This window comes from Thalassospira sp. A3_1 (assembly GCF_017744215.1).
GTDB classification, from domain to species: Bacteria; Pseudomonadota; Alphaproteobacteria; order Rhodospirillales; family Thalassospiraceae; genus Thalassospira; species Thalassospira lucentensis_A.
In genome coordinates, this window is sequence record NZ_JAGHQQ010000002.1 from 844,825 (window position 1) to 866,752 (window position 21,928).

The window sequence follows — 21,928 nt, forward strand, 5'->3', positions numbered from 1 at the left end:
TCGGAAACGGAATTAATTTCGGCTTTGGCAAACGGTGTCAGGAACGATGCGGGTTTTCGATGCGTGAAACGACCCGGTCAAAAATATCGGCACTGCCCATCTGCCCGCCTTTGAGGATCATTTCCAGACCGTCAAGCTGCGGGTTGGTGCTGTGTGCCCGGATCACCGGCACACCGCGATCAAAATCGGTGACGAAGGACAGGCTGTCGATTGGCAGTTCAAGCACGGCAAGGCTTGATGTATCCCCGCCCGCAATCGCGAGGAAACCGACCGGGGCCTGCGATAAAACAGCGGCAATGAACCGGGCACTGGCTTGGGCCAGTTCGTGGCCGCCAATGCCATGCGCCGCATCATCGCCAAGGGTTGCCAGAACATGGCGATTGCCCAGAAGCATATCGCGGCAGGTTTCGACCTTGTGGGCAAAGCGGGTGTCATCAATCAGATCGGCCGGATTGATTTCGACTTTTTCACATAACCGGGTGGCGGCGACCTGCTGTGCGGTCAGCGATGAGCGGCTTCCGGCAAAGGCGAGAACCGGGCCGGTGCGCCGGGTTTGGCGTGCAGTCGGTTCGGTTGGTTGCAGGGCGGTTTTGCCGTTGGTGGCGGTTAAAATCTGCGCGACGCTGCTGGCTCCGACACACAGGATATTGGTATCCGCCGCAATCGCGCGGAAAGCCAGACCGATGATTTCAAGATCATGGTGCTCGCCGACATCAAACAATGTCTGCTTTTCCCCGGCCGCCAGCCTTTTGCGGATTTCGGTGGTCACGAAAAGCAACCCGCGCCGGATCATGGTGACATCAATAAGCCCGATATCCGGCCAGCCCTGCGCGCCAAGATGACGGCGAAGGTCGGCTTCTTTCATCGGAGTTACCGGATGATCGCGCATCACCGGATGGCGGTCGATGCGGTGGATGTTGCCATCGCCTGCGGCGGCAAACAGATTGCCAAACAGGCAATGCCGGCCAAGCGATGGCTGCCCGCCGATGATCGCCTGCCAACCGGCATTTATACCCTTGGCAAAACGGTCTGCCACCTGTGCGATATTACCGGTGTCGGGGGAGCTGTCGAAGGTCGAACAGACCTTGAAATGATGGATTTTACCGCCTGCCGTCGCCAGACCGGCGACAAGATCATCCATATGTCTGATACCGTTTTCAACAGTTTCGGCGCGAAGCGAGGTGGCAACGCCAATCGCATCGAGGCCTTTGATTTCCGGGTGGTCCGAAAGACGGGGCGGGCTTAGATAAAGGCGGGCGGATTTACCGCCGCGCGTCAAGGTTGCCAGCGTATCGGACGCCCCGGTAAAATCATCTGCGCAGAAAACGATATCGGCCATCGCGATCAGGCCTTGTTGCCGTAAAAAGCCAGTGCCTCGGCCAGGGCGGGGCTGGTTTTGGCCTGTGCGTCAAGGCTTTGGCGCGTTGCGCAGGCTTCCCATGCGTCTTGCAGGCTGCGCACACCGGCGGCAGGTCCCGACGGATGGGCAAGGATGCCGCCCCCGGCAAGGAACATGAAATCAGCCGATCCGACAGCATCAAATGTTGCCGGAACGGTGCCCGCCCATTGACCCGATGAAAAGACCGGAAGGACGATATCATCCGTTTCACCGGCACAAAGCGGTTGCCCGCAAAGGCGCGCACTTTCGGTGACTTCGGCGTCGTCATCGCAGAATTTGCCGCCCATGCCATGCACATGCATGTGATCGACCCCGGTCAGACGATACAGCGTCTGATAGGCGGGGAAAGCCATGCCCAGAAGCGGATGGCGCGACAATGCGCCAAAGCCGTTGCGATGCCCGTGCAGGACAAGCGGCGTTGATGCACGCAGGGTCTGCATGGCAGAAAGCCCGACCCAGTTCATGCTGACCATGGCGCAGGAACCGCCTTCGTCTTCGACCAGGTCGGCATGGCGGCGCATCACATCGGTTTCATCGGTGATGTTAAAGGCAATCATCACATCGCGCCCGGTGCGGTCACGATATCTGCGAACCCGTTCCATGACGGCGGGAATACGGTCGGCAAGCGGGGCGGATGCAGGGTTTGCGCAGACCTCGTCATCCTTGATGAAATCAACGCCGGCCTCGCAAAGCTGTTCGACCAGATCGGCGATATCATCGGTGCGAAGACCGACATTTGGCTTGATGATCGTGCCAAAGAACGGGCGGCCTTCGACCTTCATGCGGCTGCGTGTGCCGCTGGTTCCGGCAACCGGGCGGTCATACAGATCGCGATAGGATGCAGGCAGTTTGACATCCAAAAGCTTCAACCCGGTGATTTCGCCCAGATCATAAAGATTGCCCGAAACAGTGGATGCCAGTGTCGCCAGATTGCGCCCGATATTGCCGGTCGGGAAACCAACCCGAACTTCGGCGCGGCGATAGGGGCCACCGATGCCCTTGGCCTGCAAATAGGCACTTTGCAGGCTGGGTTCGGTCGCGGCATCCAGTTCGGTTACCGACAGGATGCGCGCCGCACAGCGTTCGCGCAGTTCGTCGGTTTCCCCGGCAACGCGCACGAATGTGCCGCTGCTTTGTTCGCCCGCGATGATGGCGGCGATTTTGGCCGGGTCCATCGGGGTTTCGATCAGGTAACGGGCTTCGATCAGGTCCATGGCTCAGATTTCCGAAAGCGACGGGAAGGGACGGACGGGATCATCGCCGTTCCAGCCGACGGATGCCTCGTAAATGGTTTTGAACAGGCGGCCTTTGGGGCCGACGACCTCGGAAAGCTCGATCACGGTGCCGGGATGGTCTTCCTTGTCAAAATAGACAAACCGGCCGTTTTCGCCGACCGTGCCGCTCATTTTGACCTTGAAGCCCTGTGCTTCCATAAGCGCCAGATCATTGTCAAAATCCTGCGTCCAGTAGGCGACATGCTGAAGGCCGATATGGCCTGCTTCCTGAAAATCGCGATACATCGACGGTGCATCATTGCGCGTCTGGATCAGTTCGACCTGGACAAAGCCCGAATTGGCAAGGGCGACGGAATTGTGGACCTCGTAAGGTTTGCCGTCGTAACGGTAATCCTCAATCGGGACCTTGGGATTATAGTACCAGGGGCCGACGCCCATGGTGGTTGCCCAATATTCCATTGCGGCCTCGATATCGGGCACGACATAGCCGAGCTGGCGGATTTCGCCCAAAAACTTGCTCATAATTCCTCACTTATCCAAGAAGGTTTGGCAACCAGGTCGAGATTGCCGGTATGCAGGTCACCGCCAGAAGCGATAAAAACAGCGGGATCAGGAAGGGCAGTGCCCCGCGAATGACCCGATGCAGCGGCATTTTTGCGATGATGCTGACCATATAGAGGCTCATCCCGACCGGCGGGGTCAGAAGCCCGATCATCAGGTTCAGCACAAAGACGATGCCAAGTTGCAGCGGATCAACACCAGCAGCCGTCAGGGCCGGGGTGATGATCGGTGCAATGATCAGGATGGCGGCAATTGATTCCAGGAACATGCCAACGACCAGCAACAACACATTGACGATGAACAGCAAAATCAACGGATTGTCCGACAGGTCGAGGAGGAACGCACTGGCGGTTGCGGGCAGGCGATCCATGGTCAGAACCCAGGCAAACAGGGCCGCCGTGGCAACAATAAACAGCACGCTGCCGGTGGCATCGACCGTGTCACGGGCGGCGGCAATGATGCGTTTGACATCAAGTTCGCGATAGATGAATTTGCCGATAAACAGCGCATAGGCAACCGTCACCCCGGCGACTTCGGTCGGGCCGAAATAGCCCGAAATCAGACCGCCAATCAGAAGAACCGGGGCGGCAAGGGCGGGAAGGGATACCACGAATTTGCGGCCAAATGCGGCCCAGTCAAATTTGACCTCGTCACGCGGCAGTTTGTAAATCCGGGCCATTACGCCGACCTGCAACATCAGAAGAACCGTGATCAGAACCGCAGGTACGATCCCGGCAATCAGCAGTTTGACGGCAGATACATTGGCGACCGAGGCAAAGATGATGATCGGGATGCTGGGCGGGAAAATCGGGCCGATGGTGGCGGCCGCCATGGTGATGCCCGATGCAAATTCGGCACTGTAGCCCTGTTTGCGCATCATCTTGATCTGGATCGACCCGAGTGCGCCGATATCGGCGAGGGCCGCACCCGACACACCGGAAAAGATCAGGCTGACCAGAACGCTTACCTGTGCGGTGCCGCCCCGGATCCAGCCGACCATCATGCGGACCAGTTCAAACAGATGGTTGGTGACACCCGATGTGCTGAGCAGACTTGCGGCGAAAATGAACAGCGGCACGGCCAGAAGCGGTGTTGAATCCAGCGCATTGACCGTGCGTTGCGCCAATACCGCCATCGGCAGGTTAAACAGGATCATGACAACGGCCGAAGACAGGCCAAGGCAGATGGCAATCGGCAGCCGGATCAGCATCAGAACCAGAAACAGGACAAGAAGGGTCGCGCTCATCATGGGCGGGGTTCCTCGCGGGATACGGCAATCGTGGCGGCGGTATCGATAGCGTCGTTGTTATTATCGTCGCTGTCGTCTTCGTCGTCGTTATCGTCGGCTTCTTCGTGATGGGCGGCGGGTTCTGTGCCGGTGACAAGGCGGTAAATCGCAACGGCGGCCAGCAACACAATGGCAATCACCGCCGGGGCATAGACGACAAGGTTCGATAGCCCCATCGAAGGCGTTGAAAATTTGCCCGCCCGCAGAAGAAACTTGTAAAGCGCAAACAGGAATACGCCGGAAAAGGCGGTGATCAGGATGTAATTGGCGGTCCGCAGGATCGCCTTGCCGCGCGGGCGAAGCGCGCTATAGAGCAGGTCAATCGCGATATGGCGGTTATGGAGCATCAGGGCCGGGACGACGAAAAACACCAGCGCGATATTGGAAACGCGCGACAGTTCATCGGCCCATGGCAGGCCAAGATCAAAGAAATTGCGCAGGATCACCTGACCGACCACGAGCACTGTCATCAATGCCAGCATCAGCATCGCAAGCAGTGTCAGAACCCGACAGATATGGTCGAGCCCCCGATAGATCGGAGAATTCCGGTTCGGCATGACAAACCCCGGACAAGAAGCGGAAAAACAGAAAAAAGGCGAAGTTCAGTGCGGTCCGGCTTTGATCTTGGGGGCCGGACCGCCCGAAGCGCGATTACTTTACAGCAGCAATCTTTTCGTAATAGGCACCGTATTTCTCGTCGAAGCGTTCATGGACGAGTTTTTCGACGCCACTGCGGAAGGCCGCAACGTCAAGCCCGTCATCCGGGCCGATGATCGTCATGCCCGCATCCTTGAGCTTCTGAAGATCACCGGCTTCCTGATCAAGGATCATCTGCGATGCCTTCATGCGGACAGTTTCTGCCGCCTTGTTAAGGGCATCCTTGATGTCTTGCGGGAAGCTCTGCCAGAGGTCTTCGTTGATGACGACGATTTCAGCAGCCGAAATATGGCCGGTCAGCATCATGTGCGACTGAACGTCATAAAGCTTGTGGTCAACAGCGACGTTTACCGGGTTTTCCTGGCCCTGAACGATTCCGGTGGCAAGGGCAGTCGGAACTTCGGACCAGTCAACTGGCACCGGCGCGGCACCAAGGCCTTCGACCGCAGTCAGGTAAACCGGGGACGGAATGGCGCGGATTTTGACGCCGGAAAGATCAGCAGGCGACTTGACCGGAAGGTTCGCGGTCAGTTGACGGGTGCCGAAATAGAAAGCGTAAAGAACACGCATCCCGGTATTGTCGATCAGGCCCTGATTAAGTTCGGCCATGACCGGGGAATTGATGTCGACCACTTTCATCAGGTGGTCATAGTCGCGATAAAGATACGGGGTATCAAGAACACCGAAATCTTCGTAAAGCGAGCTCAGCGCACCAGCCGTATTGTGTGAAAGCGCGATGGAACCCATGGAAACGCCTTCGGCAAGTTCCTGAATTTTGCCAAGCTGGGATGACGGATAAACGTCAATCTTGACTGCGCCATTGGTGTTTTTGGCGACCTCTTCGGCCAGCCAGTCGGCCTGCATGCCCACGACACTGGTCGGGGAATTCATGTGACCGTAATTGAGTTCGTATTCCTGTGCCTGTGCGCCAACGGCAAACAGGCTGCAGGTGGCGACCGTCGCAACGGATGCGACGAAATGACGGAATTTTCCGTGAATGACCATTGTTTCCTCCCGTGATGGTCCGCAGGCCGTTATGGCCGAATATGAAGGGCTATTGTTGTTTTTCCCTTGAATAAAATGATGGTAGGTGAAAGTTTATCCCTCATCAAACATCATTAATTGATGTGTTTTGATGGTTTTGAGGGATAAATGCCGAAGACGACAGGCCCGGTAATCAAGGATATTGCAGCCCTTTCAGGGGTTTCGCCCGCAACAGTCGATCGCGTTTTGAACAAACGTGCCGGTGTGCGTGAAATGACGGCAAAACGGGTTTTGTCTGCCGCCGCCGAGCTTGGCTATCTGCCCGAATCCGATATGCAGGCGACGTTGCGCCCGCGCCCGATGAAGGTTGTTTTCCTTTTGCCGGCGGGGACCAACCCGTATCTTGGACTTCTGGGTGAAACCATCAAATCCGCGGCCGAGCAGCCATCGGGCTATAACATCCGTGCACGGTGCTTTTTCATCGACAGTTTCAATCCCAAACTGCTGTCCGATGCCATGCGCCAGCACGCCAAAACCGCCGATGGCATTGCGTTCATGGCGATTGACCATCCGCTGGTGCGTGAAACGGTTTCCGACCTGCAGGCCCAGGGCAAGCATGTGGTGACACTGGTGTCCGACATTGCCGGGGTGCGCCATGCGGCCTATGTCGGGCTGGATAACCGGGCGGTCGGGCGGACGGCGGGGTATCTTTTGGGCCGGTTGACCCGGCAATCCAGTGGTCGGGTGGCGCTGATTACCGCCAGCCGGACATACCGGGCACATGAGGAACGCGAAATGGGGTTCCTTGGCCTGATGGATGAGAGTTTTCCGGGGATTTCGGTGATTGCCGCGCGCGAAGGCCATGACAACCGTGCGGAAAATTACCACCATACCGTATCGCTTCTGACGGAATATCCCGATCTGATCGGGATTTACAATGTTGGCGGGTCATCTGACGGGATTGCACGTGCGCTTCGCGAAAGCGACCGGGGGCGCGATATCGTTTTCATCGGCCATGGATTGACCACCGATACGCGCAAATTCCTGCTTGAGGACATCATGGATGTGGTGATCACGCAAAGTCCCGATATCATCGTGCAGAACACCTTGAAAATATTTGACAATATCCGCAATGACGCGGCCGCGATGCAGGGGGTGGCGGACCTGACCATGCAGGTCGTGGTCAAGGAAAACCTGCCTTAGCCGGATGGTTTGCGGCCTGCTAAAAAAAATCAAAACCCCGGGCGGGATTGCGCCGGGGTTTTGTGTTTCGGAAAGGTGCTTTAAGCCGTGGCGTCATGCACCGGAACGTCTTTCGATGATTTCAGCAGATCGATGCTGTGGATGCAGTCGGCTTTGGCTTTGTAGCCCTCGCTGCTCATCGCGATTTTAAGGCCATTGCGCGCGATATAGGTCCAGCGCCATTCGCCTTTCTTGTCCTTGTAAAGCTCGTAACGCGGGGACGGGGGATTTGCCATGGGAGACTCCTGACTGTCAGTGGATCGGCATGCAATGGACCGCATGCCCGGTGATGGAAAATTGCCCGGTCGGGCATCCCCGGTCAGGCATCCATGAAGACAGTTCAGAAGCGGTTTTGTGATGAAACGGGGCAGGAAGAGCGCGGGATTAGCGCAGAAGCGCAATCCCGTCATCATGGCCCGCCAGCAGGATCACATCCTTTTTCGACGGTGCCTTGCATTTCGTGGCCGGGCGGAGTGCGAGCAGGGAGGTCGCAATTTTCTGCGCGCCGGGGGAGAGGAAAAACGCATCATCCGGCCCGAGTTCGCGCGAGCAGAAAAGGGCGGCGTCACGCGGTTTTTTGGCGGCAATAAACAGCTTTTCAAACGCATCGACAAAATCGGTCGATATTCCCATTGCTTCCTGTTCCGTCATTTTGATGCTGGCCCAGCTCATGGGAGTCTCTCGTCTGGTTGCGGATATCTGTAAGGCCATTATTCATCCGGTGACCGCCAAGTCGAGCATTTTTGCGGCTGTTCGGATAATAGGAAATTAATCCTTTACAATGAGAACAAAAAGGGATTATAGCTTGTGGATCAACACCGGAAGTGCATCCGGAAATAGCTTCGATGCGGTCAGAATGGCGGAAAACGGCATGTAAGCCGGGTTTTGCACGTATCACGTTGGCAATCTTTACATATCCGGCAATTGGCGGTTTTGCGCAGTCGATGATGCGCAAAAGGGGAGATTTGCACGCTTTTTCGGGGTGTTGATGCGAGACAGGCAGATCAGCAGGAGGGCGAAATGAGTGAACAGAGACTTTTTCCCAAGCCGATAGCGGACCGCGTGACGACCCCGTTTTCCAGTGCCATGCAGGCGTGGTTCTGGTTTGTGCGGTGCCAGGCGTCACGGATCGAAGGGGCGCGTGTGGTGGCGGATGCCAGCGACGTTGTGCGCCCGTGCGACCCGGATGATATCTATAACGCGGTCATGCGGTTACGGCGTGAAAATGTGCTGGGTGACCGGCATTTGCAGGTGATCGAATATTACGGGCTGGTGGAACGCACGCCCGATCCACGCGATGGGCGTGAAAAGCCGAAATATGACCTTTGGTGCGATGCCATGGCGGCCTTGCAGGATGTGCTGATTGCGCGCGATATCGTCCTGTCGGGGGCCGAGGATGCCTTTCACCATCCCGAGAAAATGATCAAAATGACGGGGGAATTGCCGCCATGCAGACTTTGACCCGTGAGGCGATCACACCTGCTTTGGCAGCAGTGAAACAGCCCGCATATCCGGGGGCAAATCCGCCAACCGAACCCGTCATGCGCGATGTGCTTGTGGTGTTTGCCGATGCACCGGAAAAGCGGCTTTTGCGGTGGCTGAAACCCGGTTTCCGGCATTGTTTCGTGCTGATGTCGGGCGGACGTGCCGGGGAGTGGATCTGCCTTGATCCGCAAAGCCATCGTGTGGCGTGCGATGTCTGGCAATATTCGGTTCTGTTTGACCCCGAAGCCCATTACCGGGCGCGCGGATTTGACTGCGTCTGGGTCAGTTATCCGGCGGAAGTGCCAAGGCGGGTGCGGTTGGGCGCGTTTACCTGTGTTGAGTTCGTCAAGCGGTTGCTGGGCATTTCCGGGGTCTGGATCGTGACGCCGCATCAACTTTTTTGCGCGATTAAACGTGCGGAAACAAAGGCTTATCTTGGGAGAGTGTTTTTTTCTGAAAAATGTTCTTGATTTGTTCTTTTTCCTGTGCCATAAGGGAGAAGTCAACACCACAATTGCGCCCGCATCGCTTCATCGCGTTGCGGGCGTTTTTGTTTCCAAGCCCGTTTAAGGGCGTTTGTTTTTTTTAGCCCCGGTTTGGGGCATTTGGTTTTCAGGTCCCGTCTATGGGATGAGGCAGAGGGAAGGCAAAGGGGCATCATGGGCAGTCTGTTTTCGACACCAAAACCATCCACGCCACCACCAATTGCCACCAGTCCGTCCGCAAACCCGTCGTCCGTCGATGACGGGGAAAGTGCGGCAGAAGCGGCAAGACGGGCGCGGTCCGAGGGGCTGGAGCGGCGACGCTATGGCCGGGCCGGACTGATCGGCACGGGGTTTCGCGGGTTGCTTTCGGACCGGATCGACCGTGCGGCGGGCGGCAAAAATCTTTTGGGGGATTAGGCGATGACAGAACGGCAGAACCGCAAAGCGCGCCCGGTCCGCCCGGCGCGGAAGACGGGTGTGGCGGCGGCAAAGCGTCCGACGTCTGATCGGGCCGCCACCGATGGGCCAACGGGCAACGGTGCGGAGACGCGGCGTGGTGATGGTCTGGTTGGAGCTGGCCGGACGGGAACCGACAAGGCCGAAGCCATGTCGGAGGATGTCCGCCTGTCGAGGGCAGACCAGAAGGCGGCGAGATTTGGCCGGATGGCGAAGGAGCCGGTGGGCCGCCCTGGTGCTGGTGCCGGTGCGAGAGCCGGGGCAGGCCGCAATGCCGGAACCAAAACCGGCACGATTGCGATTGCCGATTTGCGGGCCCGGTTTCGGGCAGCGATGGGACAGAAGCGCGGTTGGATGCGCCATTGGCAGGAATGTTATGAATTCGCCCTGCCGCAACGCAACGGGGCAAGCGAGCAGCCGGTTGCATCGGGTGGTGCATCTGGTGGGGAAAAGAAATTTGATCGGGTGTTTGATGCCACGGCCCCGGATGCGGTCGAGCAGCTTGCGGCAAGCCTGATGGCCGAAATCACCCCGCCGATGGGCGGCTGGTTCACGTTTGAGCCGGGCGGCAATGTGGCGGATGCGGATCGGGACATTCTGACCGCGCGGCTTGCAAGGGCCGCGAGCATTTTGCAGGGGCATTTTGACCGGTCCAATTTCGCAGTCGAGATGCATCAGGCGTTTCTTGATCTGGTGACGGCGGGGACGGCGTGCCTTCGGCTTGAAGCGGATGATTTTTTAAGTCCGTCGGCGTTCCGGTTTACGGCGGTGCCGCTTCGAGACGTGGCGTTCGAGGAACGCCATGATGGCAGAATGGATGCGGTGTTTCGCAAGCTGTCGCTAACCCGGGACGAGATTGCAAGGCAATGGCCGGAGGCGAAACTGCCTGACGCGGATCGTGATCCGGGCGAGACCCCGAAACGATACGCGGTGGTCGAGGCGGTTTTGCCCGATCCGGGGATTTCGGGTGGTTATCAGCTTTGCGTGTTTTTTGAGCATGACGAAGCGGTTTCGGGTGGGCTGGCGGGAGAAGATGGCGTCCTTCACCGCGACCGGTTTGAGGTGTCGCCCTATATCGCGTTTCGCTGGATGAAGGCGCCGGGCGAGGTTTATGGCAGATCGCCGGTGATGAAGGCGCTGCCGGATATCAAGACCGCGAACAAGGTGGTCGAGCTGGTGCTTAAAAACGCATCCATCGCGGTGACGGGCATCTGGCAGGCCGATGATGACGGGGTTTTGAACCCGGCGGCGATCCGGCTTGTACCGGGAAGCATCATCCCGAAGGCGGTCGGGTCGGCAGGGTTAACGCCGCTTGATGCGCCGGGGCGGTTTGATGTTTCCGATCTGGTGCTGTCCGATCTGCGTGATCGTATCCGGCGGTGCCTTTTGGCCGATCGGCTGGGGCAAAGTGACCAGCCGGGCATGACCGCGACCGAGGTTCTCGAACGGGCATCGGAAAATGCCCGGTTGCTGGGGGCGACTTATGGACGGTTGCAGGCGGAACTGCTTTATCCGCTGATCAGACGGGCGATCCATATTCTGGTGCGGCGGGGCGAATTGCCCGATATGCCGCTTGATGGTGATGTCGTGCAGTTGCGCCATAGCGCGCCGCTGGCGCAGTTGCCCAAACGGGTACAGGCCGGGCAGGCGATGGATTGGCTGTCACGCATTGCGACGCTGGGGCCGGAGGCGCTGGGCGAGGTCGATATGCCGCACATGGTCCGCTGGCTTGCCGATCAGTTTGGCGTGCCGGACCATTTGCTCAGGCCGGTTTTGCCGGTTTTGCCGCCGGTCGAGCCATCACTTGAGGCGGGCGTTTTGGAGGATGCGGTATGAGTGGCTGGGACTGGTTTGAGGAGGTGGCAGCCGCCGACGAAACGGATGAAGCGGATCGGGTGCATTGGCAGCAATGCTTTGGCACGCACGCGGGGCAGAAGGTTCTGGCGGAGCTTGAACGTAGCATCATCAAAACCGCACTTGGTCCGCAAAGCCCGGATCGGGCGATCTGGATGCGTGAAGGGCAGCGGGCACTGGTTTTGCAGATGGTGCGGCTTGCAAGGGGCAGCGTAAACGGAGGCGCGGCGGATAAAGGGTGAGGTTGCTCTTTCTGTTGGTGGTTCCGGCGGTGCCTTTGCCTGTGAAGCTAGGGTGGGTGGAGTGTTTGATGCCAGTTTGGCGCATGCAGCCCGATGGACTCCCGCGTTCGCGGGAGTGACGGAGAGGGTTAGGCGCGACTATTCGTTCCAGTCGTCATTCCCGCGAAGGCGGGAATCCAGACAGCGGTGCCGCATTCGCGGTTTTGGTGGGAGTGTGCGGTGCTTAAGGCCGCGGGTGCTGGTCCGAGCTTGCAAGAGGCAGCGTAAACGAAGGCGTAGCGGATGGGGGCGAGGTGCCCCCCTTTTCTGTTGTTGGTCCTGGGGTGCTTCTGCCTGCGAAGGTGGGTTAGGTAGAGCGTTTGATGTGAGTTTGGAGCCTGCGGCGCTATGGACTCCCGCCTTCGCGGGAGTGACGGGGGGAGTGGAGTGACCTTTGCCTTCAACCGTCATGCCCGCGAATGCGGGCATCCAGACTTGGTGTCGCATCGACGATGGGGAGTGTGCGGCGCGAGGGAGTGACGGCGTCATTTGCCTGACCGTCCAGACCTTGCTGCCCCGCGCAGTGTTAATCAGGAAAAATCGTATTTTTATGAACAGCAATCCGGCAGTGAAGCGGCTGCGCGGAGAGGGGAGAGTGTATCATGACCATTGAGCAGAACTTGACGCGGTCAGAAGCCGGGCATGGAGCAGAAGGTAATCTGTTGCGCCCGGCTGATGCGGCGGGTGGCGTGCCTGAGGTGTTGGAAGATGTGGTTTCCGATGCTGGTGTTCTGCCGGAAGGTGAGGTTGAGGCCGGTGAAGCCATCGCGGTTATTGACCCGGCGAGCATTCCCGAAACGTCCGACGGATACGAGATTACCGTTGATGAAGTCTTGGGCGTGGTTGATCCGGCGGTCAACGCGCGGTTGCATGAAGCGGGATTTACCGGCGCACAGGCGCAGCTTGTTTATGATCTGGCGGCCGAGGTGATCGGGCCGTTAGTTGGCGAGGTCGAGGTTGCGAGCAAACGTGCCACGGATCGGGCAGCCCTGGTGGCCGAGTTTGGCGGGGCGGAGAACTGGAAGCGGATCGCGCCGCGGATTGAAAAATGGGGGCGTGAGCACCTGCCGGAGGCGGCGTTTGAGGTTCTGTGCCAGACGGCAGACGGGGTGCGCAGCATTCATCGGTTGATGAGTGGCGGTGCGGAACCGGGATTGAGTGCCGGACGGCCAAGCGATGCGACGGGGGATCTACGCAGTGATATCCGGGCCAAAATGAATGATCCGCGATACTGGCGCGACCGTGATCCGGCGATGGTGGCCGAGGTGCAGGCAGGTTTTGACCGCCTGCATGGCGTTTCCTAGTTCACCTGATAGCGGCCATCGGTTTTCTGGACTTCGGGGGGGATGCGGGTGCGCTCGAACGCGGCGTAAACGTCATAAAGCCCCGGTGCCGGAACGCTGGCAAAGGCGTCTTCGGTGAGGGTTACTGCATCATCCATGTTCTGGCGTTTTTCAAAGACGTGAACGGGCACCTGTGCCTGACCGGCGCGAAGGGCCGTATCGATCAGCATATAGACCGGTTCGATATCGCCGTTTTCAAGGGCGATGCCGCCCGTGCCCTCGCAATTGCCGCGAAGGGCGGGTTGGCCAGTTTGGGCCTGTTGCTCGATATCCTCGGGTGTGCCCGATGTGAGCGGGGTCAAGGCGATTTCGAGGTGATGGGGGCTGTTGGGGGAAAGGTCGTCGCGCGTGACATGGTAAACGCCAAGATCGGCAGCATTGCCGATGGTGGCGCTATCGGCACCGGTGGAGTTTCCATCGCCGTCACTGGCATGGGTAATGGCATCGGCATCACAGAAATTATAGCGGGTAAACAGGCGGTAACGGTTGTTTGCCTTGAGCCAGACTTCGACATCGCGGTCGGCATTGAAGACGCGCACGAAAACCGGCGCGCCAATTGCCAGATCGGCGTTGGACAGTTCGGCTTCGAGATCGGGCAGAACCCGGTTGCGGATATTTTCCGCGCCAAAGCCGGCAAGCGCCGAAACCCGGCTGGTGAAATCATTGAAATAGCCGGGAACAGGGGTATAGGGCAGCAGGGTATAACCCGCTGCCCCAATCCCGATCAGGGCGATGGTGGCAAACAGTTTTGCGCGCAACGCAAACTCCAGATCATCAATTTTGCAACAGGTCCGGCCAAACCGGACAGGTGTTCGAAACCGGCCGAGCAGGCGGGGTTCCGAACCACAACACCAAACCACTCAACCATGACCGCAAGATGACCGGTTCGGGGTGCAAATAAGGCGGAATTACCTGATTTGCCGCGCTGTCGGGCTGTTTCATCGCCACGGTGGTCGGAAAATTGTTTTAGGGCAGAAGGATACAAAACCAATGAGCGTGACAATCGATAAAAGCTTTGTCGATCATTTCCAGGCCGATGTGCATCAGGCCTATCAGCGGATGGGATCAAAGCTTCGCAATACGGTGCGGGTCAAAAACAGTGTGAAGGGGGCCAGCACGGTTTTCCAGAAAGTCGGCAAGGGCAAGGCCACCACCAAGGCGCGCCATGGCAAGGTGCCGGTGATGAATGCCGAACATGAGGCGGTGCGCTGTGATTTGCGTGATTATTATGCCGGTGACTGGGTCGATGCGCTGGACGAGCTTAAGACCAATCACGATGAAAAGATGGTTCTGGCCAATGCCGGTGCCTATGCACTGGGTCGCAAGACCGATGATCTGATCATCAATGCGCTGGCAAGCGGCGAGGAGCTTATTGATCACAATGATACAGGGCTTACGCTTGGCAAGGTGATGGCAGCCTTTGAAGGCATGGGCAACCGCGATGTGCCCGATGACGGGCAGCGTTATGCGATTGTCGGCTGGAAACAGTGGTCGGAATTGCTTCAAGTCCCGGAATTTTCCAATGCCGATTATGTCGGCGATGATGACCTTCCGTGGAAGGGCACACAGGCCAAACGCTGGCTTGGTACGCTGTGGATGCCGCATTCGGGGCTTCCGGTGGCGGACGGCATCCGGTCGTGCTTCTGGTATCACAGAACGGCGATTGGCCATGCGATTGGGGCCGATGTGCAATCCGACATTACCTGGCATGGCGACCATGCGGCGCATTTCGTCAACAATTCCATGAGCCAGGGTGCAGTGCTTGTTGATGATGCCGGTGTGAGCTGCATCCGCGCGAAGGAATAGGCTGCGGCTTTTGACGATTTTCCATACAGATAACGGAGACCAAAATGGCAGAAGGTTTTAAAGCCAGAAACCTGAGTGTTCTGGCCTATGCCAACGGCTTTACGCTTTGGCATTACATCACCCCGGATTTCGCCGCCGATGTCGATACGGCGGGTTACTTTGCCGATGCCCGCGACATGCTGCGGGTTGGTGACATCATCATCGCCAATACCAACCGTGACGCCACCATGTCAGGCGGGCTGTTCGTCGTGGCGAGTTCGGGGGCTTTGGGCGTTGATGTCCGCGACATGACGGCGATTGGCAGTTCGAATACGGATTGATCCGGGCCGTCCCGCCCGGCTTTGGCGGTTTTACCAAAAGATTTTTACGTTTTCCCTCGACCCGTTTCTGCCCCGGCAGGAGCGGTTTTTTTATGTCCAAACCAAGGAGAATGGCATGAGCGATACCATTACCATTTGTTATGAAGCCGATATTGACCAGTTTGCCCCGATTGCGGTTCCGACCGCATCGGTGCTGCCGTTTGCAGGCTCAACTGTGCCGCAGGGCTATTTGCTGTGTGATGGTGCGGAAGTTAGTGCGACTGACTACGCCAATCTTTTCGCCCAGATCGGCACCACTTATGGCGAAGCATCCGAAGAAGGACTTTTCAAACTTCCCGATCTGCGCGGTCGTGTTCCGGTCGGAGCGGGGTTGGGTGACGGCCTGACTGATCGTGTGCTTGGTGATGCGGGTGGCGAGGAAGCGCATCAACTGACAGTCGCCGAAATGCCGAGCCATAATCATGGCGGCGTTACATCCACTAATGGCAATCATAGTCATTCTACGACGTCAGGTACGCCTCATGACGGTCGATTGAACGCTATTCCTGATCAGTCGTTCCTTCGATACATGGGGGGCAGTTCCTCTACCGGGGCGGCTGGTGCACACAGCCATACCATTTCGGCTCAGGGCGGCAACCAGCCGCACAATAACATGCAGCCTTTCGTGGTGCTGAACTACATCATCAAGGTCTGATTTTACCAAGTTCCCTCGACCCGGCAGCTTCCCGCTGCCGGGTTTTTTTATGTCCAAAACGGAGAATATCCATGCAGGGTTCCAAACCGGTTGAATGCGAAGTGCTTAACGTTATCCAGGCGGCAGGTATCTGGCCGGACTGCGATGATAAGACGCAGCTTTTGCAGGCGATTCAAATTTTAAGCGGTGGTTCGGGCGTTAGCGGTATTGCCGCAGCGGCCGGATACTTTTCGATGATGGGGCAGATTTCGGCTTCGGGCGAGACGACCCTGAATATTCCGGAAGGTTCGGTCAATATCGGTGGCACTGGCAAAGGCTTCGTGATTGTCGCCCATCCCGAATTCGACGTTTCGGATGTGACCAACAGTGACGGTTCTTTCACGTCCTTGGCTCTCGGCGATGACATTTACATCTACGCGGTCGACAATGGTGTTGCCGAAGCAAAGCTGGTCGCCAGCAAAAATGCTGACATCCCCGATGGCTTTGACGCCTTAAACAGCCGCAAGATTGGCGGTTTCCATTACGGACGCGTGCGTCCGATCGCCAATCGTTACGATACGGATTACGTCCCGACGGTGCAGATCGTGCCCAACAGCGTATGGGACCTTCAGCATCGCCCGACCTGTGATCCGACCGGCATGGTCGAAATCGTGCCGGGTGGGTTCTGGGCCGATATTTATCTTAACTCCGAAGGTGGCGGCACCTGGCCGGAAAATATTCCGGTGAGCCGTTATGGTGCGGCACTGATCCGAAATCTGGCCTATGCCCGCTCGGATTTTCATGTGCTGGTGCGCAATGCCGGTAAACGACTTCCATCGGTCGAGGAATTCCTGACCTATGCCGAAGGCGCCCCGGCAGGGCAGAACAATAACACCTTTGCATGGGTGGCGTTTGCCAACCCCGCTCCGACCACGGCTGGTGCAGTCGATAAGGCGGTGTCCATGTTCAACGTGACCGATGCAGTTGGTAACCTGTGGGACTATCTTGATAACCACTGCGATTGGGGGGGTACAGCTAGCAAGGATACCTCTGTAGTCAATGTCGGCATGGATGCAGCTATCCCGCGTGGGGCAGTCGAACATGCCGACTGGAGCAACTTTGCTGGAGGCGGTTCATATACTTACAGCGTTGCGGCAGGGGCTCGTTGCCTGCATACCGGCTCAAAGCCTTGGGTTACGAACGGCGTTGTTGGTTTGCGAGGCGTCTGTGACGCTCTCTAAACGGCTCATTCCATAAGCTCTAACAGAATTTACTCTCCCGGCAGCATCCCGCTGCCGGGTTTTCTTTTATCCAAAACGGAGAATATCCATGCAGTGTAATACACCGGTTGCCAGCGAAGTTCTGAACGTTGTTCTGGCGGCCAATATCGCGCCGGATCGTCAGGATGACACCCAGCTTTTGCAGGCGATCAATACCCTGATTGCCAATGGTGGTTCGGGCGGTAATGGTGGCGGTTCCGGTGCCGAAATCGGTTCGGTCACCGCCTTTGCCATGCCGACCCCGCCGGAAGGCTGGCTGGTTTGTGACGGTTCGGCGGTTTCGCGGACCGACTATGCTGATCTGTTTGCCGCGATTGGTACCGTCTGGGGGCATGGCGACCAGATTGCCACGTTCAACCTGCCGGACCTTCGTGGTGAGTTCGTTCGCGGTTTTGATGACGGTCGGGGTGTGGATGATGGGCGTGAATTTGCGTCGGGTCAGCTTGATCAGATGCAGGGGCACGTCCACATCGAAAACGCCGGAACAAACAACGGGTCTGCCTACAATGTGGCGTTTGAGGGTTATAGTCGCGCCAGTATTCGAGCTGGAGACGTCCCAACAGGTGGACCTGCATCGGATGGTACGAACGGAACGCCGCGCATTGGTGCCGAAACCCGTCCGCGGAACATCGCCATGACCTATGCGATCAAGGCATGTTATCTGTGAGCTGTTCAGCAGTTATGCTGTTGAAAGTTCTGTTGGCCGGTACCGGCCAACAGAACAGCGGATGGGCAACCGTGCGGGAACCGGGTTTTTATGCCCGTCGTCATCCAGGTCTCCCATCCGCCGCCTTTGTCTCGCTTGAAGAGTTGAACGGGTCTCTGCGTTGCCGCGCACGCCCGCAGACAATCCCAAGCTCATGGAGGATAACATCGTCATGTCCCGGACCTCAAACCATTATACCGGCTTCATCGGAATGGATGTCTCCAAAGACAGCATTGTCATCCATGACAGTCGGACCGGATATTGTGGAGAAATCAGTAACAGCCCTGCGGCACTGCGCGGCTTTCTGAGATCGCTTGCCGATAAAAGCAACAGCCTTGCCATCTGCGAAGCCACCGGCGGGCACGAACAGCTTCTACTTGAGAGCCTTGATCATGCAGGCATACCCGCACATCGCGCAGATGCGCGCAAGGTCAAAGCCTTTATTCGTTCCTATGGCATCCGCGCCAAGACCGATACCATTGATGCCAAAGCCCTTGCTCAATATGGTCGTGAACGGAGCGCAACCCTGCCCCTTTGGCAAGCTCCTGATGCTGCCCAGAGCGAATTGAAAGCGATGGTTGCCCGTCGCAAGGAACTTGTTTGCACCCGAACCGCCGAGAAAAATCGCCTCAAGGCACCCGCCACCACCCAAAGGGTTCAGGAATCCTGCAAGCGCATGCTCGACCTGATCAACCGCGAAATCGTCGACCTGCAAAACGCGATCGAGAAACTTGTCAAAACCCACGATCAGCTGCGCGAACGACATGCGGTCCTGAGCAGTGTTACCGGGATCGGATCTGTTCTTGCCACCAGTTTGATTGCCAACATGCCGGAACTCGGGCATTTGTCCCGACGACAGGCTGCATCATTGGCAGGTGTAGCGCCTCATCCCAGGCAAAGCGGCAAACAGCAAGCTTATCGCCGCACCTCGGGTGGTCGACCGGAAGTCAAGGAGGCCCTGTTCATCGCCGCCCTTGTCGCGGTGAGGCGAGGGCCAACTTTCAAGAGTTTCTATCAGCGACTGATCGACAATGGCAAAAAAAACCATCGTCGCTCTGACCGCCCTCATGCGCAAAGTCATCACTATTTTAAACGCAAAACTCAGAGACCTCTTTATGCAAGAACAAATGAGTTGATGACGGTTTGGGGGAGGGACGTGCCAATCGTCCGTTCCTGCCGCGCGAAGGGTTGCGCATGGTGCAGCGGGTTGAGCGATGAGGGGGATCGGGCATGGCACAGGTGATTGATCGGGGGCGGGCGAGGTGTGCCGGGTTTGGCGAGTTTGTCTGGATCTGGAATGCGATGATGGGGCTGGGGTTGCCGGGGCATCATCGCGATATGGCGGCGTGGCTTGAGGATTGCTGGAAGGCGGGGAAGGGGCAGCTTTTGCTGATGGCGTTTCGCAATTCGGGCAAGTCAACACTGGTCGGGCTGTTTTGCGCGTGGCTTTTGTATCGTGATGCGGATTTGCGTATTCTGGTTCTGGCGGCTGATCTGGGATTGGCGAAAAAGATGGTGCGCAATGTCAAACGCGTGATCGAACGCCATCCGTTGCTGGTCGGGCTGTTGCCCGAGAAGCGCACTGATTGGGGGACTGAGCGTTTTACCGTTAAACGACCGGGTGTGTTGCGGGATCCGTCGATGCAGGCGGCCGGTATTGGCGGCAATATCACCGGATCGCGGGCCGATGTGGTGATCTGCGATGATGTCGAGGTGCCCAAAAACAGCGACACGGCCCATAAACGTGCCGAACTGCGCGAAAAACTGGGCGAGATTGCCTATGTCCTGTCGCCCGACGGGACGCAGATTTATGTTGGCACCCCGCATAGCTATTATTCGATCTATGCCGACGAAATCCGGGCCGAAACCGGCGAAGCCGCCCCGTTTCTGGCAGGGTTTGAGCGGTTCTGCCTGCCGATTTTGGATGAGCAGGGGCAATCAAGCTGGCCGGAACGGTTCCCGATCCTCAAGATCGAGGATATCCGCACCCATACCGGGGAGCGGAAATTTGCCAGCCAGATGATGCTGAAGATGCTGGCCCCCAGTGACGGGATGCTCGACCCCGCGCGGTTGCGCCGTTATGGCGATGATGCGGTGATCGCGCAGGCGAATGGCGCGCTTCGCCTGTCCATCGGGGATCGGCAGATGATGGCGGGCGCGTGCCATTTTGATCCGAGTTTTGGCAAAGGCGGGGGGGTGCCTGGTGGCGCCAATGAGGGCGATGGCGCGGTGATTGCGTGCGTTTATGTCTGTGATCAGGGGGAATACTGGCTGCATGATATGGCGTGGCTGACATTTGATCCGGCACGCCTGCACGAAGCCGATGAAGCCAGCCAGATCTGTGCCGGGGCGGCGGCGTTCATCAAGGCGCATCATTTGCCATCCGTCCGGGTGGAGACAAACGGGGTCGGGCGGTTTTTGCCCAATATCCTGCGGCGCGCCTTAAAGCAGGCCGACTGGGCGGCAAGTGTGGTGGAGCATCACGAGGCGAAAAACAAGGATGTGCGGATCGAGGATGCATTTGGCGCGGCGCTGAGTGCCGGGCTTTTGCATGCGCATGCGCGTATCTGGCAGACGCCGTTCATCCGTGAAATGCGCGAATGGCGTCCGGGCGAGGGCCGGGGGCGCCGCCGGGGCAAAACGGGGCAGCATGATGACGGGCTTGATGCGGTTGCGGGGTGTCTGATCCATGAGCCGGTGCGCCTGCCGCGGGTGGAAAAAGCCCGGTCCGAGGGCGACTGGCGACCATCCGGGGCGGCATTTGCGGCGCAAAAGACGTTCGAACCGTAAAATATTCCGTGAATTCACAAATGCTTATGCACATCGTCGATCACAAAAGCGCGATATTCATGGAAAATTCAACTTTCATGCTTACGTTAACTATATGAAGGAATAGTTTTACGGAAATTTATCTATACCAAAGGCGTATATTTGACGAAATGATTTGCCTGCCGGTGCGATTGGGCCGGACCTATTTCCGCTCTGCGGCGTTGGTCAATTTATAGACTGGTTTACAAGTTGCTCCTGATTTCAACCGGAGCGCGCCGTCTGTGATCCCTTGAAGGAGGGCCTGACCATGAGGAGCATTCCAAAACTCATCGCCGTGACAGTTGGTGCGATTGCGGTCGCCACCCTGCTTGCCATGCCAGCCAATGCCGCATCCCCTGTCTGCGGAGACCGGACCAAGGTGCTTGACAGTCTGAGTGCCAAATATGCCGAGGAACCGGTTGCGGTCGGCGTGACCGCCAATGGCGGCGTGATCGAGGTGCTAAAAGCCCCCGATGGCAAAACCTGGACCATCCTGTTTACCTCGCCCAACGGGGCAAGCTGCCTTGTGGCATCGGGCGAGGCCTGGCAGGAACTGGAAGTGAAACTGAACGGGCCCCATGCCTGAACCGGTAGCGCGGCAAGATCGCTGCGCGACGGCTTCAAAAGCGCATTCGAGCGCGCATGGTGCGGCCTGTGTCGGGATGCCCGCCGGCCGATTGTGGCCGGGGTGGTGCCGGTGAGATCTGAACCTGAGCCCCGAACCCTGAATTCGGATGATATTGCGCCTTTTGAGTTTCGACGAGTGACCTCCTTGACTGACCCGCAAGCCTTTCGGTTTGCGGGTCTTTTTTGTTTCGGGACGGAAGGATGATGCCGGGGATGCGGTACGAAGGACTGGATTCCCGCCTGCGCGGGAATGACGGAGCTTGAGGCGGAGCTTGAGGCGGGCGATATCCCCCATGTCGTCACTCCCGAGAAGGCGGGAGTCCATCGGGCTGCGGGTTTGGTGGGTGGTTTTGAGGGGGCTAAATTTATGAAAATACGGTTCTTTTTCGTGTTGACCTCAATATTGGTTAAGGTTGCAGCATGACTTTCCTGCCCCGG

24 protein-coding genes are annotated in these 21,928 nt (G+C 57.8%); 15 read left to right on the top strand and 9 right to left on the bottom strand.

The features are described 5' to 3' along the window. Positions 1 to 37: 37 nt before the first annotated feature. From J7395_RS10935 to J7395_RS10960, 6 genes are all read right to left on the bottom strand, one after another. On the bottom strand, positions 38 to 1,339 hold the full coding sequence (locus J7395_RS10935; RefSeq protein ID WP_209221485.1) for a four-carbon acid sugar kinase family protein: 1,302 nt from the start codon (positions 1,337 to 1,339) through the stop codon (positions 38 to 40). 5 nt (positions 1,340 to 1,344) lie between these two features. Continuing rightward, positions 1,345 to 2,613 carry a ribulose-bisphosphate carboxylase large subunit family protein gene (locus J7395_RS10940; protein ID WP_209221486.1) on the bottom strand — a complete coding sequence of 423 codons (1,269 nt, stop codon included), beginning with the start codon at positions 2,611 to 2,613 and terminating at the stop codon, positions 1,345 to 1,347. Between the two features lie 3 nt (positions 2,614 to 2,616). After that, entirely contained in the window at positions 2,617 to 3,156 is a 540-nt protein-coding gene (locus J7395_RS10945; RefSeq protein ID WP_209221487.1) for a VOC family protein, read from the bottom strand. A 10-nt stretch (positions 3,157 to 3,166) separates the two neighbouring features. Next, positions 3,167 to 4,444 (bottom strand): TRAP transporter large permease, encoded by a 1,278-nt coding sequence (locus tag J7395_RS10950; protein WP_209221488.1) that lies wholly within the window; start codon positions 4,442 to 4,444, stop codon positions 3,167 to 3,169. Then, positions 4,441 to 5,040: a TRAP transporter small permease gene (locus tag J7395_RS10955; protein WP_209221489.1), complete on the bottom strand. Its 600-nt coding sequence runs from the start codon at positions 5,038 to 5,040 to the stop codon at positions 4,441 to 4,443. The genes J7395_RS10950 and J7395_RS10955 overlap by 4 nt, the downstream gene beginning before the upstream one ends. A gap of 94 nt (positions 5,041 to 5,134) precedes the next feature. Next, the gene (locus J7395_RS10960; protein WP_209221490.1) at positions 5,135 to 6,145 is read right to left on the bottom strand and encodes a TRAP transporter substrate-binding protein; all 1,011 of its coding nucleotides are present in this window, start codon (positions 6,143 to 6,145) and stop codon (positions 5,135 to 5,137) included. Positions 6,146 to 6,292: 147 nt separating this feature from the next. Between J7395_RS10960 and J7395_RS10965 the strand changes: the two genes are divergently transcribed. Beyond that, on the top strand, positions 6,293 to 7,327 hold the full coding sequence (locus tag J7395_RS10965) for a LacI family DNA-binding transcriptional regulator (protein WP_209221491.1): 1,035 nt from the start codon (positions 6,293 to 6,295) through the stop codon (positions 7,325 to 7,327). 80 nt (positions 7,328 to 7,407) lie between these two features. Here J7395_RS10965 and J7395_RS10970 read toward each other — a convergent pair whose 3' ends face one another. Further along, positions 7,408 to 7,602, bottom strand: a complete 195-nt coding sequence (locus J7395_RS10970; protein WP_062952745.1) for a DUF1508 domain-containing protein — start codon at positions 7,600 to 7,602, stop codon at positions 7,408 to 7,410. 148 nt (positions 7,603 to 7,750) lie between these two features. Beyond that, entirely contained in the window at positions 7,751 to 8,038 is a 288-nt protein-coding gene (locus J7395_RS10975; protein ID WP_209221492.1) for a hypothetical protein, read from the bottom strand. Between the two features lie 348 nt (positions 8,039 to 8,386). Here J7395_RS10975 and J7395_RS10980 point away from each other — a divergent pair, with 348 nt between their 5' ends. From J7395_RS10980 to J7395_RS11005, 6 genes are all read left to right on the top strand, one after another. Then, positions 8,387 to 8,827, top strand: coding sequence for a hypothetical protein (locus J7395_RS10980; RefSeq protein ID WP_209221493.1), 441 nt, complete (start codon positions 8,387 to 8,389; stop codon positions 8,825 to 8,827). Further along, a complete protein-coding gene (locus J7395_RS10985) occupies positions 8,815 to 9,321 on the top strand; it encodes a hypothetical protein (protein WP_209221494.1) in 507 nt (168 codons plus the stop codon). Before J7395_RS10980 ends, J7395_RS10985 begins: the two co-directional genes overlap by 13 nt. Positions 9,322 to 9,510: 189 nt before the next feature. Continuing rightward, on the top strand, positions 9,511 to 9,753 hold the full coding sequence (locus J7395_RS10990) for a hypothetical protein (protein ID WP_209221495.1): 243 nt from the start codon (positions 9,511 to 9,513) through the stop codon (positions 9,751 to 9,753). Positions 9,754 to 9,756: 3 nt separating this feature from the next. Continuing rightward, positions 9,757 to 11,628 (top strand): portal protein, encoded by a 1,872-nt coding sequence (locus J7395_RS10995; protein WP_209221496.1) that lies wholly within the window; start codon positions 9,757 to 9,759, stop codon positions 11,626 to 11,628. After that, the gene (locus J7395_RS11000; protein ID WP_209221497.1) at positions 11,625 to 11,888 is read left to right on the top strand and encodes a hypothetical protein; all 264 of its coding nucleotides are present in this window, start codon (positions 11,625 to 11,627) and stop codon (positions 11,886 to 11,888) included. Before J7395_RS10995 ends, J7395_RS11000 begins: the two co-directional genes overlap by 4 nt. Positions 11,889 to 12,529: 641 nt before the next feature. Beyond that, positions 12,530 to 13,231, top strand: a complete 702-nt coding sequence (locus J7395_RS11005; RefSeq protein ID WP_209221498.1) for a hypothetical protein — start codon at positions 12,530 to 12,532, stop codon at positions 13,229 to 13,231. On the opposite strand, the gene J7395_RS11010 is transcribed toward J7395_RS11005, so the two are convergent. Beyond that, positions 13,228 to 14,028, bottom strand: coding sequence for a hypothetical protein (locus J7395_RS11010; protein WP_209221499.1), 801 nt, complete (start codon positions 14,026 to 14,028; stop codon positions 13,228 to 13,230). The two genes, J7395_RS11005 and J7395_RS11010, sit on opposite strands and share 4 nt — an antisense overlap. 232 nt (positions 14,029 to 14,260) lie before the next feature. Between J7395_RS11010 and J7395_RS11015 the strand changes: the two genes are divergently transcribed. The 8 genes from J7395_RS11015 to J7395_RS11050 all read left to right on the top strand — a co-directional run bounded on the left by J7395_RS11015 (position 14,261) and on the right by J7395_RS11050 (position 21,449). Next, complete coding sequence (locus J7395_RS11015) at positions 14,261 to 15,076, top strand: phage capsid protein (RefSeq protein WP_209221500.1); 816 nt, start codon at positions 14,261 to 14,263, stop codon at positions 15,074 to 15,076. Between the two features lie 44 nt (positions 15,077 to 15,120). Then, positions 15,121 to 15,396 carry a hypothetical protein gene (locus J7395_RS11020; RefSeq protein ID WP_037991859.1) on the top strand — a complete coding sequence of 92 codons (276 nt, stop codon included), beginning with the start codon at positions 15,121 to 15,123 and terminating at the stop codon, positions 15,394 to 15,396. Positions 15,397 to 15,511: 115 nt separating this feature from the next. Further along, positions 15,512 to 16,090 (top strand): tail fiber protein, encoded by a 579-nt coding sequence (locus tag J7395_RS11025; protein WP_209221501.1) that lies wholly within the window; start codon positions 15,512 to 15,514, stop codon positions 16,088 to 16,090. Between the two features lie 71 nt (positions 16,091 to 16,161). Next, a complete protein-coding gene (locus J7395_RS11030) occupies positions 16,162 to 17,310 on the top strand; it encodes a hypothetical protein (protein WP_209221502.1) in 1,149 nt (382 codons plus the stop codon). Positions 17,311 to 17,398: 88 nt separating this feature from the next. Continuing rightward, positions 17,399 to 18,016, top strand: coding sequence for a tail fiber protein (locus tag J7395_RS11035; protein ID WP_209221503.1), 618 nt, complete (start codon positions 17,399 to 17,401; stop codon positions 18,014 to 18,016). A gap of 211 nt (positions 18,017 to 18,227) precedes the next feature. Further along, positions 18,228 to 19,298 carry an IS110 family transposase gene (locus J7395_RS11040; protein WP_209221504.1) on the top strand — a complete coding sequence of 357 codons (1,071 nt, stop codon included), beginning with the start codon at positions 18,228 to 18,230 and terminating at the stop codon, positions 19,296 to 19,298. Further along, positions 19,286 to 20,845, top strand: coding sequence for a phage terminase large subunit (gene terL, locus J7395_RS11045; RefSeq protein ID WP_209221505.1), 1,560 nt, complete (start codon positions 19,286 to 19,288; stop codon positions 20,843 to 20,845). The genes J7395_RS11040 and terL overlap by 13 nt, the downstream gene beginning before the upstream one ends. 286 nt (positions 20,846 to 21,131) lie before the next feature. Continuing rightward, entirely contained in the window at positions 21,132 to 21,449 is a 318-nt protein-coding gene (locus tag J7395_RS11050) for a hypothetical protein (protein ID WP_062952718.1), read from the top strand. Positions 21,450 to 21,928 lie beyond the last annotated feature (479 nt).